The organism is Amycolatopsis sp. NPDC023774 (assembly GCF_040639695.1).
Taxonomy (GTDB): domain Bacteria; phylum Actinomycetota; class Actinomycetes; order Mycobacteriales; family Pseudonocardiaceae; genus Amycolatopsis.
In genome coordinates, this window is the sequence record NZ_JBFAAJ010000002.1 from 187,994 (window position 1) to 203,589 (window position 15,596).

Consider the following 15,596-nt stretch of genomic DNA (forward strand, 5'->3'; position numbering starts at 1 on the left):
ACTCCTCGCTGCCAGTCGCAGTTGCGGTCAGTCGGTCAGGCGCCGCAGCGCCGCGGTCACTTCCTCGGTCCGCGCGATCGCCGCGCGTTCGAGGAGCTTGCTGATGCTGGGCGACGCCTCGCCGCCGGTGACGCGCTCGACCGGCGCGTCGAGCCAGTCGAACAGGCGGCGCTGGATCTCGTCGGCGAGCCGGCCGCCGTACGAAGTCCCGATGGCGCCCTGCTCCACGATCAGCACCCGGTTGGTCTTGCGGACGCTGCGTTCGATCGTGTCCCAGTCGAGGCTCGCGCGGTCGAGCCAGCGCAGGTCGATCAGATCGGCGCTCACGCCGGTCTCGTCCAGTGCCTCGAGGCAGTGCCCGACCATGGACAGGTAGCTGATCACGGTGAGGTCGTCGCCGGTGCGCCGCAGCGCGGCCTTGCCGACCGGGATGCGGTAGTCGAAGTCGTCGACCGGCGCGGTGCCCGTGGTGGCGTAGAGGTCCACGTGTTCCAGCACCACGACCGGGTCGTCGCAGGCCAGCGCGGTGTTCATCAGTCCGACGTAGTCGAACGGGTTCGACGGCGCCACGACCCGCAGCCCGGGTGCGGTGGTGAGGATCCCGGCCGGGTCCATCGAGTGCTGCGAGCCGTAGCCGGTGCCCGCCGCCAACTTGCTGCGCAGCACGAGGGGCACGCCGCCGGTTCCGCCGAACATGTGGCGAGCCTTGGCGACCTGGTTGAACAGCTGGTCGGCGGCGACCCACATGAAGTCGGCGTACATGAACTCGACGATCGGACGCGAGCGGCCGTCGATCGCCATGCCGCCGGCGAGGCCGGTGAACGCGTTCTCGCTGATCGGGGTGCCCAGCACGCGCTCGGGTGCCGTTTCGATGGCCCGCTTGGTGGCGCCGTTGGTGCCGCCCTTGAGCCGGTCGACGTCCTCCCCGAGCACGACCACGCGTTCGTCGGTCTCCAGCCGCCGGGCGAGGACATCGCTGACGACGTCGATGAACCGGCGGTCCTTCAGCGCACCGCTGAAGGACTCGGGTTCCTCGTAACGGCTTCCGTCCAGTTCGGACAGATCTCCGCGTACGCCGACGTCGACGAACGCCGGGTCCGGCCACGCCGAGTCCTTGATGCGGCGCTTTCCGTCAGGGCCGTCTTCGAGAAAGCCTGCGCCGATCTCGTGCAGCGTCCGGGTGATCTCCTCGTCGAACGCCTTGAGCTGGTCGTCGTCGGCGAGCCCGCGCCGCACGACGTGGCCGCGCAGCAGGTCGATCGGGTCGCGATCGCGCCAGGACTTCTCCTCTTCCTTAGTGCGGTAGCCGAAGGCGCTGCCCGGGTACGGGCCGTTCTGGTGGAAGTAGCGGTACACCTCGGCCTCGACGATGGTCGGGCCGTTGCCCGCGCGCATGTGGGCGAGGGCCTCGCTCATCGCCAGGTGCACGGCGAGTGGATCCATTCCGTCCACCTGCCAGCTCGGGATGTGGAACCCGAGGCCGCGCGCGGAGAGCCGGGACTCGGCCGTGGCCGTGTCGACGGGCGTGGACACCGCGTACTGGTTGTTCTCGATGAAGAAGCAGACGGGCAGCTTCCACGCCGCGGCGAGGTTGAACGTCTCGAGCACCGAGCCGATGTTCACGGCGCCGTCGCCGAAGTAGGTCACGGTGACGGCGTCGGTGCCGGCGTGGCGCTGGTTCCACGCGAAGCCCGCGGCCTGCGGCACTCCCCCGCCGACGATCGCGTTGGTGCCCATCGCGCCGGCCTCGCGCCACTGCAGGTGCATCGACCCGCCGCGCCCGCTGCCGTAGCCCTCGGCCAGGCCGCAGATCTCGGCGAGCGTGCGGCGCAGCACGGTGCGCACCTCGTCGTCGATCGTCGGGAGCCCGGTGGGCTTCGGGGTGACGTGGCCGAAGGCCTTGGCGAGGAACTGGTGGTGGCCGCGGTGCGAGCCGTTCACGAAGTCGTCGCTGCGCAGCGGGGCGATCGAGCCGACGGCGCCGCCCTCCTGGCCGATGCTCGAGTGCGCCGGGCCGTGCACGAGACCCTGGCCCGCGAGCTCCAGCACGTACTCCTCGAACGACCTGATCCACTGCGCCCGGCCGAGCAGGCTCAGCAGCAGGTCCGGTGCGGCTTCGTCCCAGTCCTCCGGCGTGGCGCGCAGGCGGATCCATGGCGCGCCGGCGACCAGTGACTCGTGAGTGGCCATCAGGGCTCCTCATCTTCGAATGGATCCATTAGGAAAGGCTTGACGGAGACTATGCCGTCAAGTAGCCATGAAAAGCAAGCGAATGGATCCATTGGAGGTGTGCTCATGCCGATCCCGGGAGTCACGGGCGTCGACCACTTCGGCCTCACAGTGCCGGACCTCGACCAGGCCCACGAGTTCTTCACCGAGGTGCTGGGCTGCGAATACCTGTACCGGCTCGGGCCGTTCGAACACGACGACGGCTGGATGAGCGAGCACCTGGGCGTCGACGACAAGGCGGTGATGCGGCGCCTGCACTTCTACCGGCTCGGCGGCAAGGCGATCTTCGAGGTGTTCCAGTACGCGGCGCCGGAGCAGAACCCGACGCCGCCGCGCAACTCCGACGTCGGCGGGCACCACATCGCGCTGTACGTCGAGGATCTCGACGCCGCCGTCGCCGACCTGCATCGCCGCGGTCTGCGCGTGCTCGGCGAGCCGACCACCAGCAGTGGCGCCAGCGAAGGGCAGCGGTGGGTGTACTTCCTGTCACCGTGGGGCCTGCAGTGTGAGCTAGTGTCCTACCCGAACGGAAAGGCCTTCGACCACAACCCGAAGGCGTTCGACTGAGTCTTGTTCGGCTGGGTCTGGGACCACCGCCACGAGGCGTCCGATCGAGAGGAACCGGCGTGGCCGTACCCGCGGGCGTGGCGAGCCAGCGCGTCGCCGACGAGCTGCGAGCGCGAATCCTCGACGGCCGCCTCGCCCCCGGCACGCGCATCATCCAGGACGAGCTGGCCGAAGAGCTGCGCACCAGCCGCCTGCCGGTCCGCGAAGCCCTGCGCATCCTGGAGTCCCGAGGACTGGTGACCCTGCGCGCCAACTCCGGCGCGTGGGTCACGTCCATGGACGTGCGCGAGTGCGAGCTGTCGTACAAGATGCGCGAGCGCCTGGAGCCCTTGCTGCTGGCCGAATCCGCGCCTCGGCTGTCCGATGAGGACATCGACGAGCTGGAGGCGCTCGAGGACCGCATCGAGCTGACCGACGACGTCGAGGAGTTCCTCGTGCTCGACCGGCAGCTGCACTGGACCGTCTACCGCCACCACGACGCACACGATCTCGCCGCGATCCTCAACCGCCTGTGGGACACCACGCAGCACTACCGCCGGGCGTTCACGCGGCTGGCCGGCGAACGCCGCAGCTGGATCATCCGCGCGGAGCACCGACTGCTCATCGAGGCGCTGCGCCAGCGCGACCACGCGTCGGCCGAGCGCATCCTGGAGCTGCACATCCGCCGGACGCGGGTGGAGCTGGTGAGGCACCCGGAGGTGTTCGCGGTTCCCGTCCCGTCCTGAGGCGGGTTCAACGGTCACTGAACACCCCGCCCGATGTACACCAAGATTGAACGAAGGTGACCGCCTCAACCGCGGACGTCCTCGCGGGCATCGGGGGCGCCTGCGCCAGGCCTGAACTGACCGTGGACGAGCTGTTCGACCCCGCCGGCGAGCGGGGCCGAGCCACTGGAGCCGAAGCGCGAACGGCCGCCGCTGTCGTCGAGCAACGGCGGAGCTGCGCGCTGCGCAGTCGGACGTCTTCGGCTTCGTGATCGACGTCTACCGCGCGCCGTTGCTCGTGGGGCTGGGGCTGGCCGGGGTCGTCATCGCCGTGCTGGGTGCGCTCGTCCCCGCCGGACGCGCGGCGCGGCTGCCGATCCCGACGGTGCTGCACAACGAATGAGCCCTGGAGCGGGCCCTGCCGCCGACGAGGGTCCTCTTCAGTCCACTTCGGATTGCTGGGCGCGGCGGTAGTGCCGGCGCGCCTTGAGGCGGTTGCCGCACGTGGCCATCGAGCACCAGCGGGCGCTGTTGGCCTTGCTGTGGTCGATGAGGAACAGGCGACACTCCGGGTTGGCGCACGGGCGCAGGCGGCCGGAGTCGCGCAACCCGTCCCACGTGAGGACCGCGCGCGCCGCGGCGGCGTGGCCCGCGGGAGCGTCGAGGGTCCAGCCGATGCCGTCCCCGCCGAGGGTCGCGCGGTAGCCGACGCCCTCGACGAAGCGCCCGACCGACGAGGGTTCCGCGTCGCCGCGCACCACCTCCTGCAGCGTCGCGCGCAGGTCGAGCAGGGTGCGCCATTCCCCTTCCGTCGCCGGCTGGCCGTGGGCGGACAGCCAGCGCCGGGCGTCGGCCGCGTCCGCCAGGTCGTCGTGCGGCGCGCCGTCGACGAGGGCCGTGGTGTTCAGCAGGTCAAGGACCAGCGTCTCGTCTTTCTCCGGGAATCTCCCCACTGCGTTCTCCACCGCGCTGCCCTCCACTGGACCTATTCCTCGAATTTCTAACCCTCAAATACCCTCTTGACAGGTTAGTTCTACCATGTTTCAGTTCTAACTACAAACAGCGACTTTAAGGGTTAGACATGAACGTGACGCCGATGTACCCGCGGACCAGCGAAGCCATGTCGATGTCGGGGATGAGCCAGTCCGGGATGCCGATGGGCCGGATGTCGATGTCCGGGCCGTCCTCCAGCCCGCTGCGGACGTTCCTGCGGACCGAGTCCGGCAGCGCCGGGATCCTCGTCGCGGCGATCGTGGTGGCCCTGGCCTGGGCGAACCTGGCGCCGGGCGCGTACGACGCCGTGTGGAACTGGGTGCTGAGCGTGCGGATCGGCCCGCTGAGCGCCGCGCTGCCGGTGCGCGACTGGGTCAACAGCGGTCTGATGACGCTGTTCTTCCTGGTGGTCGGGCTCGAGGCGCGGCGCGAGTTCGACCTCGGCGACCTGCGCGACCGCCGCCGCCTGATCCTGCCCGCCGTCGCCGGGCTGGCCGGCATGGCGGTGCCCGTGCTGATCTACCTGGCGCTCAACGGCGGCGGGCCCGGTGCGCACGGCTGGGGCGCCGCGATGTCCACCGACACCGCGCTGGCACTGGGCGTGTTCACCGTGGTCGGGCGGGGCGCGCCCGAGCGGATCCGCACGTTCGTGCTCACCGTGTTCGTGGTCGACGACATCGTGGCCCTGGTGGTCATCGCGTTGGCGTACAGCGGGCACGTGGACCTGACGGCCGTCGGGATCGCCGCCGCCGCGTACGCCGGAGTGCTGACGAGCCGCCGGCTCGACTACCGCTACCGCAAGCCGGTGTTCACCGCACTGGCGCTGACGGTGTGGGGCGCGCTGCTGACCAGCGGGATCGACCCGGTGGTGGCCGGTCTGGCGGTGGGGCTCGCGACGTCGGCGTACGTGCCGAAGCGCGATTCGCTGGAAGAGGCGACCACGCTGGTGCGCCTGTTCCGCGAGCAGCCCACCGCGGAGGCGGCCAGCTCGGCCAGCAAGCGGCTGAGCGCGACGCTGTCGGCCAACGCCCGGCTGCGCCACGCCTTCCACCGCGTGACGAGCTACGTCGTCGTCCCGCTGTTCGCGCTGGCCAACGCCGGCATCACCGTGAACACCGAGGTGCTGGCCGGCGCGGTCACGGCACCGATCACCGTCGGGATCTTCCTCGCCTACGTGCTGGGCAAGCCGGTCGCGGTGTTCGGCACGTCGTGGCTGCTGACCCGCCTGACCGGCGGCGCGCTGCGGCCGCAGGTCGGCTGGGCCGGCGTGCTGAGCGGCGGCGCGATGGCTGGCGTCGGGTTCACCGTGTCGCTGCTGATCGCCGACCTCGCCTTCGCCGGGCGGGAGCTGGAGGAGGCGAAGCTGGGGGTCCTCGCCGCGGCGGCGGGCGCGGCGCTGCTGACGTTCCTCGTGCAGAAGATCACAGCCGCGCTGCCGGAACAGGTGCGGACCCGCGCGCTGCTCGGCGACGCTCCCCTGCTGACCGACCTCGCCGCTCCGGTCGACCTGAGCCGCGACCACGTGCGCGGGCCGGCGGACGCCGCGGTGACCGTGGTCGAGTACGGCGACTTCGAGTGCCCGTGGACCGGCATGGCGGCGCCGACCGCGCGCGAACTGCTGGCCGAAAACAGCGACATCCGCTACGTGTGGCGACACCTGCCCCTGCACGACATCCACCCCCACGCGCAGCTCGCGGCCGAGGCCGCCGAGGCGGCGGGCGCGCAGGGCGCGTTCTGGCCGATGCACGACCTGCTGCTGGGCAACCAGACCGACCTGCACTTCGACGCCCTTGTCGGGTACGCCGAGCAGCTCGGCCTCGACGTCGACCGGTTCCGCGACGACCTGCTGCGCCGCCGATTCGCCGGCCACGTCGAGCGTGACGTGGAGTCGGCCGACCTCAGCGGCGTGGCCGGGACCCCGACCTTCTTCGTCAACGACCAGCGCCACGACGGCCCGCAGGACCTCGCGACGTTGACGACCGTGATCACCGGCGCCCGCAGCCGCGTGGCCGCCTTCGCCACCGCGGCACCGATCGAGGCCGACGCCGCAGCGGCCGCGGCCTGAGAACCGTCCACTAGCGACCTGTCCACTCAGGACACCCGGAGGAAGTCATGCCCGCTCGCACCACCACTCAGACCACCGCCCCGGCCGAGATCGACACCATCGGCGCGCTGAGCCCGGCCCTCGGCCTCGTCCCGGGCGTCTACGTCACCCGGCAGGGCGCGCGGCTGCCCTTCTGGTCTCGCCGTCGGCGCGCCACGCCGAAGCCGCGTTGAGCCCGCTACGCAGCAGCGGATTCCCGTCGGTTGGCGGGAATCCGCTGCTGTCTGGCAGGGCGGCCGGTAGTGAGCGCGCCCAGGGCTTCCTAGCGTGACGACCATGACCGAAGTGCTGCTGCCGATCGCGATCGGCCTGGTGTACGTGCTGCTCTCGTCCCTGATCCCTGAGCCGCACCGGCGCAAGTTCAACGCCCTCATGGCCGCCGGCGCGGGCGCGGCCTACCAGTCCGGCGGCGAGCTGGGGATGTGGGAACTGGTGTTCTGCGCCGCGATGGCGCTCGTCGCCTTCCGCGGGCTGGACTCGTGGACGTTCATCGGGATCGGGTGGCTGCTGCATACGGCGTGGGACGTCGTCCACCACATCAAGGGCGCGCCGATCCTGCCGTTCGCGGCCGACTCGTCGCTCGGGTGCGCGCTGACGGACCCGGTGATCGCGCTGTGGGCGTTCACGGGCGGGCGCAGTCGCTGGGCGTGGCCACGCCGGAAGGCGCCGGCCGCTGCCACGCCCGCGGTGAGCGACTAGGCGTGTCGAGTGGTGAGCTGTGGTCTGTCGTTGTGCCTGGTGGTTGGTCGGGGTGCGCTGACGGATAACGCGTGGGCGGTGATCGAGCCGGTGCTGCCGCCGCAGCAGGGCGGTGGCCGGCGATGGCGGGATCACCGTCAGGTGATCCCGCCATCCTGTGGAAACTGCGCACCGGTGCCCCGTGGCGTGACCTGCCCGAACGCTACGGGCTCTGGAAATTCCGCCGGGGCCCGTCCGGGGCCCGAAAACGGTGGATGCAGCGACGGAATCGAAGTCCTCGCCGTCGACGGCTGTAGCCTGCCGATGCGGGTCCTATCGCCCGCCGCACGGCGAAAGGTTCCCACGGCGGGCGACCACCGGCCTTCCACGCCGAGGTCTACAAGCAGCGCAACGTGGTCGAACGCTGCGTCAACCGGCTCAAACGGTTCCGTGACCTGGCCACCAGCTACGCCGAACGCGGCGCCTACCACCAAGCCGAACTCACCATCGCCGCCATCGTCCTCGGCGCCGATGCTTACAGGGCCGCTGCTAGTCGCTGCGGCCACGCAGGGTCAGCACGACGCGGAGCACGTGCTCGACGGCCGAGGGGAAGATCGCTGCGCGCAGCTCACCGCGCGCGGCGAGGTTCTGTGACGCGAACTCCAGCATGCGCTCGGGCCCCAGCCGCCGGACGACCAGCGCCGCGATTTCCTCCAGCTCGAGGTCGGGGTTGTCCAGGCGCCGCAGCGCAAACTCGACCACCAGCTCCTCGTCGGTCATGGCCCCCCTCCCTCCGGACTCGTCGATGCCCAGAGTAGTCGAAGACGGGACGGGCTTTTCTGTGTTCGAGGTTGCTCAAGCGGGATCCGGCTGGGCCAGCGCCAGCACGGTGCGCGCACGCTCGACCATCGCGACGTCGAGAAACGTCCCGTCGGCCAGCGCGATCGCCCCGACGCCGGCCGCGGTGGCGTCGGCGACGCGCGCGACGACCTCACTGGCCCGCGCCACCTCCTCCGCGCTCGGCAGGAACGCGGCGCGGATCGTCGCGAGCTGGGCCGGGTGGATCGCCGTGCGGCCCCGGAACCCGAGTGCGCGCCCGGCCCGGCACGAAGCCGCGAGCCCGTCGAGATCCCGGACGTTCGGGTACGCCGACATCGCCGGCGGCGCCAGTCGCGCGGCCCGCGCCGCCACGATCACGCGGCTGCGCGCCCACGTGAGCCCGGTTTCGTCGTCCACGCCCAGATCCGAGCGCAGATCCGCCTCCCCGAGCCCGATCGACGCCACCTGCGGCGACGCGGTCGCGATCTCCAGCGCCCGCTCCACCCCCAGGGCCGACTCGATCAACGGGTGCAGCTCCCGCCCCGGCAACGCCGCCGCGAGCGCCAGCAGCTCCTCGGCCGCCTCCACCTTCGGCATCCGCACCCCGACCGCCACCGGCAGCCCCGCGAGCGCCTCGACGTCCGCCTCGTGCCAAGGCGTGCTGGGATGGTTCACGCGCACCTGCACCTGTCGCCCCTCGGGCAGGCCGGCCAGCAGCCGCACAGCGTTCTCGCGCGCCGCGTCTTTGTGCGCGGGCGCGACAGCGTCTTCGAGGTCCACGAGCACCACGTCGGCCGCCGACGCGAGCGCCTTCTCCACGCGATCGGGCCGGTCGGCCGGGGCGTAGAGGAAGGTCAACGGCGGGGTCGCGCTCATACCGCTCCCCCTTCGCGAAGTTCGGCGATGCGCTCGGCCGAGAAGCCCAGTTCCTTCAGCACGGCGTCGGTGTCGGCACCGTGGGGGCGGCCGGTGAAGCCGATGACGCCGTCGTTGCCGGACAGGCGGAAGAGCGGGCCCTGCATCAGGATCGGGCCGAGCTCGGGGTCGTCGATCTCGTGGATGGTGCCGAGGGCGCGGAACTGGGGATCGGCGACGATGTCCGCGGCGTCGTAGATGGGGGCGACCGCGGCCTGCGCTTCCTCGAACGCGGCGACGACCTCCGCGCGGCTGCGCTGGGCGATCCAGCCGCCCACGGCGTCGTCGAGTTCGTCGGCGTGCTGGGCCCGGTCGGCGCCGCGGGCGAACCATGGCTGGTCGGCCAGGTCGGGCCGGCCCACGAGCCGCACCACGCGTTCGGCCACCGACTGCGCCGAGGTGGACACGGCGACCCACTGCCCGTCGGCGGTGCGGTAGGTGTTGCGCGGTGCGTTGTTGATGGACCGGTTGCCCGTGCGCGGCTGCACGGTCCGCAACTGGTCCCACCGCGTGATCTGCGGGCCGAGCATCGCGAGGATCGGCTCGATGATCGCGGTGTCGACGACCTGCCCGCGCCCGCTGGTGGCCCGGGCCGCAAGCGCGACCATGATCGCGTAGGCAGTGGCCAGGGAGGCGACGCCGTCGGCGAGGCCGAACGGCGGGAGCGTCGGCGGGCCGTCTGGCTCGCCCGTGGTGGCGGCGAACCCGCTCATCGCCTCGGCGAGCGTGCCGAACCCGGGGCGTGAGCGGTACGGGCCGAACTGCCCGAACCCGGTCACGCGTGCGAGCACGAGCCGCGGGTTGCGGGCCGAAAGCTCGTCGTAGCCGAGGTGCCAGCGTTCCAGGGTGCCCGGGCGGAAGTTCTCGATCACCACGTCGGCCTCGGCGGCCAGCGCCAGGAAAACCTCACGGCCACCGTCACTGCCGAGGTCGGCAGTGACGGTGCGCTTGTTGCGCCCGAGCGTTTTCCACCACAGGTTCACGCCGTCCTTGGCGACGCCGTGCGTGCGCGACGGGTCGGGCCGGCGCGGGTGTTCGACCTTGATCACGTCGGCGCCCATGTCGCCCAGGTGCATCGCGGCCATCGGACCCGCGAAGAGCGTGGACGCGTCCACCACCCGCAGCCCGGCCAGCGCGCCACCGGCGGAATCCCGCGACGTCGTCATGCCGTCACCTCCCAAGCACAGCGGAACCCGACCGTCGCGGCGCGCGCGAGACCCAGGCCGGGCAGCAACAGCTTCACGCTGACGTCCGGCGCGTGGCGGCCCCCCTCGACGTACCATTCGGAGCCCTCAGCCCGGTAGTCGCTGCCGCCCTTGAGCATGACGAAGCGGGTCCGCCCGTCCGAATGCTCGCTCTCGGTCCAGTTCCACAGATTGGAATTCCACCGGGCGGGCGCCCCGGCACGGTCACCGGGCAGGCCGCCGGTCTCCCCCGCCAGCTGCCACTCGTCCTCGGTGGGCAGCCGGCCGCCGCGCCACGCGCAGTACGCGCGGGCGTCGTCGAGGTCCACAAAGGTCACGGGCTCGTCGGGGTTGCCGGGCACGCCGTCGATCCAGTGCGCGAGGAACCGGTGCCCGTGGGCGGGGCTGTAGCCGGTGGCCGTGAGGAACTCGGCAAACTGCGCGTTGGTGACCTCGGTGGCCGCCACCGCGACCGAGGTCGCGAGCGAGCCGTCACGCTGGAGGGTGCGGGCGTCGTGCAACCGCGGCGGGAGGGGCTTCCACTCGTCGACGTAGGGCGCGCCCTGGTACATCCCGGTCTCGCGGGCCTGGTAGCGGACGGTCAGCACGTACGGGCCGGCCGGCACGGTGACAGCATCGGCTTCAGGCCTGCCGTTGGTCCTTTGTGGACTTATTCGTTTCGCGATCCGGTGCGGGAAGCGGGAGTTGGCGTCGTGCGGCGCGGCCTTCACCGCGTCAACCAGCCCCGGCAGCCACGGGGGTTCGGGAGTGCCGTCGGCGAGGTGCAGCACCGCGCCGATGCCCCCGGCGGGCACACCGCCGAGCAGGTCGAGCGCCTTGCCGGGCCCGGTGGGCAGCACCTCACCGGTGTAGTCCGTCTCGCCGCGGTTGACGAGTGTCCACAGTGTCACGCCGTCGAGCTCCCAGCTGGACGCGTAGACGCCCGAGCTGTCGGCCTCGGCGGTCAGCTCGGCGAGCGGGGTCCACTCGCCGCCCAGCAGCAGATCGCCGGCCGCGCGCTGCACGGTCACCATGCGCCGCACGGTCGCGGCGTCGCGGCGAGACCAGCCGACCCACACGCCGAACACGACTTCCCACACCATCACACCGACGCCGTTGAGCCACGCCGACTGCAGTTCCTCGGAGTGGTCGCGGTGCCAGCGGCGGACGTGGTGCTGCATGTGGCGCCGCTCGTACCAGTGCGCGCGCAGCACGCCGGGCACGGGCGAGTCGGCGAAGAACTGGGCCCATGACGCCGTGTGGTCGGCGATGCGCTCGACCGGCAGCTTCGACTCGCCCTCCAGCACAATCCCGGGCCGCGCGGCTTCGAGCCGTTCGACGAAGCCCGGCTCGGCTTTTTTGAGCGTGTCGAGGAAAACGCCGTCGGCCTCGAAGTCCGCGACGAGGGCCGCCAGTTCGGTGAGGTCGTCTGCGCCGCGGCGGGTGCCGACGTCCCAGGGGTTGTAGTCCACGAACACGTGCAGGCCCGCGTCGTGCAGGGCCTTGACGAGCTCGGCCAGGCCGGGGACGTCGCGGTAGTAGTCCCACTGGTTGCGGTCGTCGAGGCCGATCACGGGGTAGGCGTGCCACAGCACGACGGCGTCGAGGCCGCCGAAGCGCTCGCGGGCGTCGGCGAGGAACACCTCGGGCGTGAACTTGTGCTCGGCGAAGGAGTACAGCAGCTCGTCCCACAGCCAGACCTGCGCGACGGTGTGACACCGGGCGGCCCACGCGGCACCGGGGCGCTCGTAGGCCTCGCCGGTGTAGTCGTGGCGGCGGCGGGAATCCTGGCGCCAGCGGCGCAGGTTCTCCCGCCACGCCGGCCGGTCGGCCCGATCCGCGGGCGCGGCGAAGATCTTGGCCTCGTCGAGCGCGACGAGCTGCTCGTCGGTGAGCGGGGTGAGCGGGACCTCCGCCGGCCGGTCGATCGGACGCGGCACGAGGGGGTCGAACGGGGCGGTCATCGCACCTTTTCTCCGGTCGCGAACGCCGCGACCTCTTCGGCAGTGGGAACGGCGGCCTGCGCACCGGGCCGCGTGACGGCCAGCGCACCGGCCACGCACGCGAGCCGCGCGGCGTCGGCCAGTGAGCGCCCTTGTGCCAGCGCCGCGGCGAACACGCCGCAGAACGTGTCGCCGGCGCCGGTGGTGTCCACGGCGGTCACCCGGATTCCGGGCACCCGCACGGGTTCCCGGCCGCGTTCGGCGACGAGGCAGCCGTCACCGCCGAGCGTGACCACGGCGGCGGGCACGCGGTCGAGCAGGGCTTCGAGGCCGCCGAGGTCGGCGGCCTCGTGCTCGTTGACCACGAGCACGTCGAGCGCGGCCCACACGTCGGCCGGCAATTCACGCGACGGCGCGGCGTTGAGCACGAACAGCGCGCCCGGCTTGCGCGCTGCCGCGGCGGCGCGCACCACCGCGAGCGGGATCTCCAGCTGCGCCAGCACCACGTCGGCCGCCGCGATCCGCGCGGCTTCCACCTCGCCGATCCGCACGCGCTCGTTGGCACCCGGCGCGACGACGATCGCGTTCTCGCCGTCCGGCGACACAGTGATGAACGCCGTGCCCGTGGCCGCTTTCGTCCGCGCGACGAGGTCGGTCCGCACGCCGGCGCCACCCAGCGACAGCAGGATCAGGTCCCCGGCCTCGTCCTCGCCGAGGGCGCCCACGAACGTCGTGTGCGCTCCCCCGGCCAGGGCGGCACCCACCGCCTGGTTCGCGCCCTTGCCGCCGGGGCTGCGCCGCAGCCGCCCGCCGAGGATCGTCTCCCCGGCCCGCGGCGGGCGCGGCGCGTCGACGACCAGGTCGACGTTCGCCGACCCGACCACGACCACCGTCCCGGTCACACCCCACGCTCCGCGAGCGCCAGCGCGACCGTCCGGGCCGCCAGGTCGGTGATCTTCTGCTCGCCGCCCGGCAGGGACGTCGCGATGCGGCCGTCGAGCGGCTTGACCCACTGGTCGCCGATGCCGGCGAGCCCGCGCAAAGCGCCGACCACGCCGCCGACCGTGGCGGCCGCCGAGTCGGTGTCCCAGCCCGCTGTGACGGCGATCGAGACACTCGGGCCGAGCTCGCCGGCGCCCTTGGCGAGGGCGTAGGCGATCACGGCCGCGTTGCCGAGCACGTGGACCCAGTGCAGGTCCCCATAAGCGTCGTGGAGGCGGTCGAGACCGGTGCGGAGGTCACCGTCCACCGCGGCCGCGCGGCCGAGCCGCACCGCCTCCGCCAACCGGCTGCCCGGCGGGATCACCGTGAACGCGGCGTCGAGCACCTCGTCCACCGTGTCGCACACCATCGCCGCCGAGGCCAGGGCGGCGGCCCACATGGCGCCGTAGACGCCGTTGCGCGTGTGGCTCAGGCGGGCGTCGGTCCACGCGAGGCGCGCGGCCACACGCAGGTCGCCCGGGGAGACCCAGCCGAACACGTCCGTGCGGATCAGCGCGCCGATCCACTCGCGGAACGGGTTGAGGTGCGTCGCGGTCTCGGGCACCGGGCGGGCGTCGAGGATGTTGCGGTAGGCCGCCCGCTCGGCGGTGAACACGCGCCCGGCCGGGAGGTTGTCGAGCCACAGCTGCGCGACGTCCTCGGTGGTGAACCCGCGCCCGCGCGTCTCCAGCAGCGTGAGCGCGAGCATCGGGTAATTGAGGTCGTCGTCCTCGGGCATGCCGTGGATGTTCTCCTCGAGCGACGTCGGCGCCGAGCGCTTGTTCCACGGCCACCGCGCGGCGACCTCCGCGGGCAGCCCGACCGCGGTGAACCACTTCTCGAGCGGCCACCGGCCCGTGGCGCGCAGGATCTCCTCGATGCCCTCGCGCGGAATCTTCTCCACCGGCTTGCCCAGCAGGCACCCGGCGGCCCGCCCGGTCCACGCGCCGAGCACCCGCCCATCCCGCAGGCCCCGCGGCAGGTCCGGCGCGGCCGGCAACGTGGCGACGATCGCGTCCCACTCGTCCGGCTCGTCGGGCGCCGGCGCGGCCGGAACCGCGGCGAGTTCGTCGAGCAGCGTGCGCGCCAGGGCCCGCAGGGCGGGCGGCGCCGGGTCGGGCCCGGCGCCGCTCACGGCGGGGACGGGGTCGCCGCCCGCCGCCACCCAGCGCATCCGCACGTGCCCGGTCTCGCGACCCTCCACAGAGGACTGGACGAGCTCGTGCGCCAGCAGGTCCTCGGGCTGGGCCCAGGTCAGCCTCACGCGCGCGCCTCCACCGCGATGGCCCCGGCCAGGCCGTCCAGCGCCTTGACGCGAGCCTGCGCCCGCTCGCGATCGGCCCGCATGATGTCGGCCGCCGCCGAGGCCAGCACACGGCCGGTCTCGACGATATCCATGCGGCTGGCCTCGCTGATCGGGTCGAGCCACTCCGCCGGCACCACCTGCGCGCCACCGAGAGCCGCGCAGATCGCCCCGGCCATGGCGGCGATCGAGTCCGCGTCTCGCCCGTAGTTCACGGCCGCGAGCACGGCGCCGCGGAAGTCGCCGCGGTGCGCGAGCACGAAGGCGAGTGCCGCCGGCAGCTCCTCGATGGACTTGGTCCGCGACGGGCGCCGCGCGTCCAGCGACATCTGCCGGTACTCCGGCCCCACGGAATCGAACGGCGCCACGACTTCCCGGACCTTGCGGGCCAGTGCGCGTTCCTCCTCGTCGGTGACCGGCGCCGCGGGGGCCCCGCCGAAGGCGTCGATCACCGCGCGCAGCGCCACCGCGGTCCCGTCGTGCGCGAGCTCCAGCGCCGCCGCGGTCACGTCGTCGAGCGTCGCGCCCGGGGCGGCTGCGGCCGCGACCAGCGCCGCGAGAACGCCGGCCGCCTCCCGGCCGTAACTAGACTGGTGCGCGCCGGTGAGGTCGATCGCCTCGGCGTAGGCACCGCGGGGATCACCCGCGTTGACCACGCCCACCGGCGCCACGTACATCGCCGCACCGCAGTTGACGACGTTGCCCACCCCCGCCTCGCGCGGGTCGACGTGTCCGTAGTGGAGCCGAGCGACGATCCACTTCTCCGCGAGGAACACGCGCTGCAGCAGCAGCGCCGTGGACTCCAGCTCCGGCACCCACTGCGGTTCGCCGATCATCAGCGGCACGAGGTCTTCGGCCACGGCGAACGCGTCGAGGTGCTCACGGCGCTTCGCGTAGACCTCCACGAGCGCCCGGGTCATGAGGGTGTCGTCGGTGATGTGCCCGTCGCCCTTGTGGTACGGCGCGATGGGACGCGCGTCACGCCAGTTCGGGTACCACGGGCCCACGATGCCGGTCACGCGGCCGCCGTGGCGTTCCTCGATCTGCTCGGGGGTCCACCCTTCGACGGCCCCGCCGAGGGCGTCGCCCACGGCCGCGCCGGTGATCACCGCGACGGCCCGGTCTTCCAGCCAGGTCAAGAGAATCCGCTCCAGTCCCGTTTCTTTGTCGGTCACC

At 72.3% G+C, this 15,596-nt stretch carries 15 protein-coding genes and 1 pseudogene; 7 read left to right on the forward strand and 9 right to left on the reverse strand.

The features are described from left to right. Positions 1–27: 27 nt before the first annotated feature. Complete coding sequence (locus AB0F91_RS06880) at positions 28–2,190, reverse strand: thiamine pyrophosphate-dependent enzyme (RefSeq protein WP_360595474.1); 2,163 nt, start codon at positions 2,188–2,190, stop codon at positions 28–30. A 105-nt stretch (positions 2,191–2,295) separates the two neighbouring features. Between AB0F91_RS06880 and AB0F91_RS06885 the strand changes: the two genes are divergently transcribed. The 3 genes from AB0F91_RS06885 to AB0F91_RS06895 all read left to right on the forward strand — a co-directional run bounded on the left by AB0F91_RS06885 (position 2,296) and on the right by AB0F91_RS06895 (position 3,903). Further along, entirely contained in the window at positions 2,296–2,796 is a 501-nt protein-coding gene (locus AB0F91_RS06885) for a VOC family protein (RefSeq protein WP_360595476.1), read from the forward strand. A 59-nt stretch (positions 2,797–2,855) separates the two neighbouring features. After that, a complete protein-coding gene (locus AB0F91_RS06890) occupies positions 2,856–3,521 on the forward strand; it encodes a GntR family transcriptional regulator (protein WP_360595477.1) in 666 nt (221 codons plus the stop codon). 247 nt (positions 3,522–3,768) lie between these two features. Then, positions 3,769–3,903, forward strand: a complete 135-nt coding sequence (locus tag AB0F91_RS06895; RefSeq protein WP_360595479.1) for a hypothetical protein — start codon at positions 3,769–3,771, stop codon at positions 3,901–3,903. A gap of 37 nt (positions 3,904–3,940) precedes the next feature. On the opposite strand, the gene AB0F91_RS06900 is transcribed toward AB0F91_RS06895, so the two are convergent. After that, a complete protein-coding gene (locus AB0F91_RS06900; protein ID WP_360595481.1) occupies positions 3,941–4,453 on the reverse strand; it encodes a CGNR zinc finger domain-containing protein in 513 nt (170 codons plus the stop codon). Between the two features lie 128 nt (positions 4,454–4,581). Here AB0F91_RS06900 and AB0F91_RS06905 point away from each other — a divergent pair, with 128 nt between their 5' ends. From AB0F91_RS06905 to AB0F91_RS06920, 4 genes and pseudogenes are all read left to right on the forward strand, one after another. Beyond that, entirely contained in the window at positions 4,582–6,558 is a 1,977-nt protein-coding gene (locus tag AB0F91_RS06905; RefSeq protein ID WP_360595482.1) for a Na+/H+ antiporter NhaA, read from the forward strand. 47 nt (positions 6,559–6,605) lie between these two features. After that, a complete protein-coding gene (locus AB0F91_RS06910) occupies positions 6,606–6,770 on the forward strand; it encodes a hypothetical protein (protein ID WP_360595484.1) in 165 nt (54 codons plus the stop codon). A 103-nt stretch (positions 6,771–6,873) separates the two neighbouring features. Beyond that, a complete protein-coding gene (locus tag AB0F91_RS06915) occupies positions 6,874–7,296 on the forward strand; it encodes a DUF6010 family protein (RefSeq protein ID WP_360595485.1) in 423 nt (140 codons plus the stop codon). A 78-nt stretch (positions 7,297–7,374) separates the two neighbouring features. Beyond that, a pseudogene (locus AB0F91_RS06920) lies at positions 7,375–7,514 on the forward strand (transposase); the annotation flags it as partial. Between the two features lie 310 nt (positions 7,515–7,824). Here AB0F91_RS06920 and AB0F91_RS06925 read toward each other — a convergent pair. From AB0F91_RS06925 to AB0F91_RS06955, 7 genes are all read right to left on the reverse strand, one after another. After that, a complete protein-coding gene (locus AB0F91_RS06925; protein ID WP_360595487.1) occupies positions 7,825–8,055 on the reverse strand; it encodes a hypothetical protein in 231 nt (76 codons plus the stop codon). 75 nt (positions 8,056–8,130) lie between these two features. Next, on the reverse strand, positions 8,131–8,970 hold the full coding sequence (locus AB0F91_RS06930; RefSeq protein WP_360595488.1) for a CoA ester lyase: 840 nt from the start codon (positions 8,968–8,970) through the stop codon (positions 8,131–8,133). Continuing rightward, the gene (locus AB0F91_RS06935) at positions 8,967–10,175 is read right to left on the reverse strand and encodes a CoA transferase (protein ID WP_360595489.1); all 1,209 of its coding nucleotides are present in this window, start codon (positions 10,173–10,175) and stop codon (positions 8,967–8,969) included. Before AB0F91_RS06935 ends, AB0F91_RS06930 begins: the two co-directional genes overlap by 4 nt. After that, complete coding sequence (locus AB0F91_RS06940; protein WP_360595490.1) at positions 10,172–12,157, reverse strand: SUMF1/EgtB/PvdO family nonheme iron enzyme; 1,986 nt, start codon at positions 12,155–12,157, stop codon at positions 10,172–10,174. The genes AB0F91_RS06935 and AB0F91_RS06940 overlap by 4 nt, the downstream gene beginning before the upstream one ends. Continuing rightward, entirely contained in the window at positions 12,154–13,038 is an 885-nt protein-coding gene (locus tag AB0F91_RS06945; RefSeq protein WP_360595492.1) for a ribokinase, read from the reverse strand. The genes AB0F91_RS06940 and AB0F91_RS06945 overlap by 4 nt, the downstream gene beginning before the upstream one ends. Continuing rightward, positions 13,035–14,381, reverse strand: a complete 1,347-nt coding sequence (locus AB0F91_RS06950) for an ADP-ribosylglycohydrolase family protein (RefSeq protein ID WP_360595494.1) — start codon at positions 14,379–14,381, stop codon at positions 13,035–13,037. Before AB0F91_RS06950 ends, AB0F91_RS06945 begins: the two co-directional genes overlap by 4 nt. Further along, positions 14,378–15,595, reverse strand: a complete 1,218-nt coding sequence (locus AB0F91_RS06955; protein WP_360595495.1) for an ADP-ribosylglycohydrolase family protein — start codon at positions 15,593–15,595, stop codon at positions 14,378–14,380. The genes AB0F91_RS06950 and AB0F91_RS06955 overlap by 4 nt, the downstream gene beginning before the upstream one ends. Between the last annotated feature and the right edge of the window lies 1 nt (position 15,596).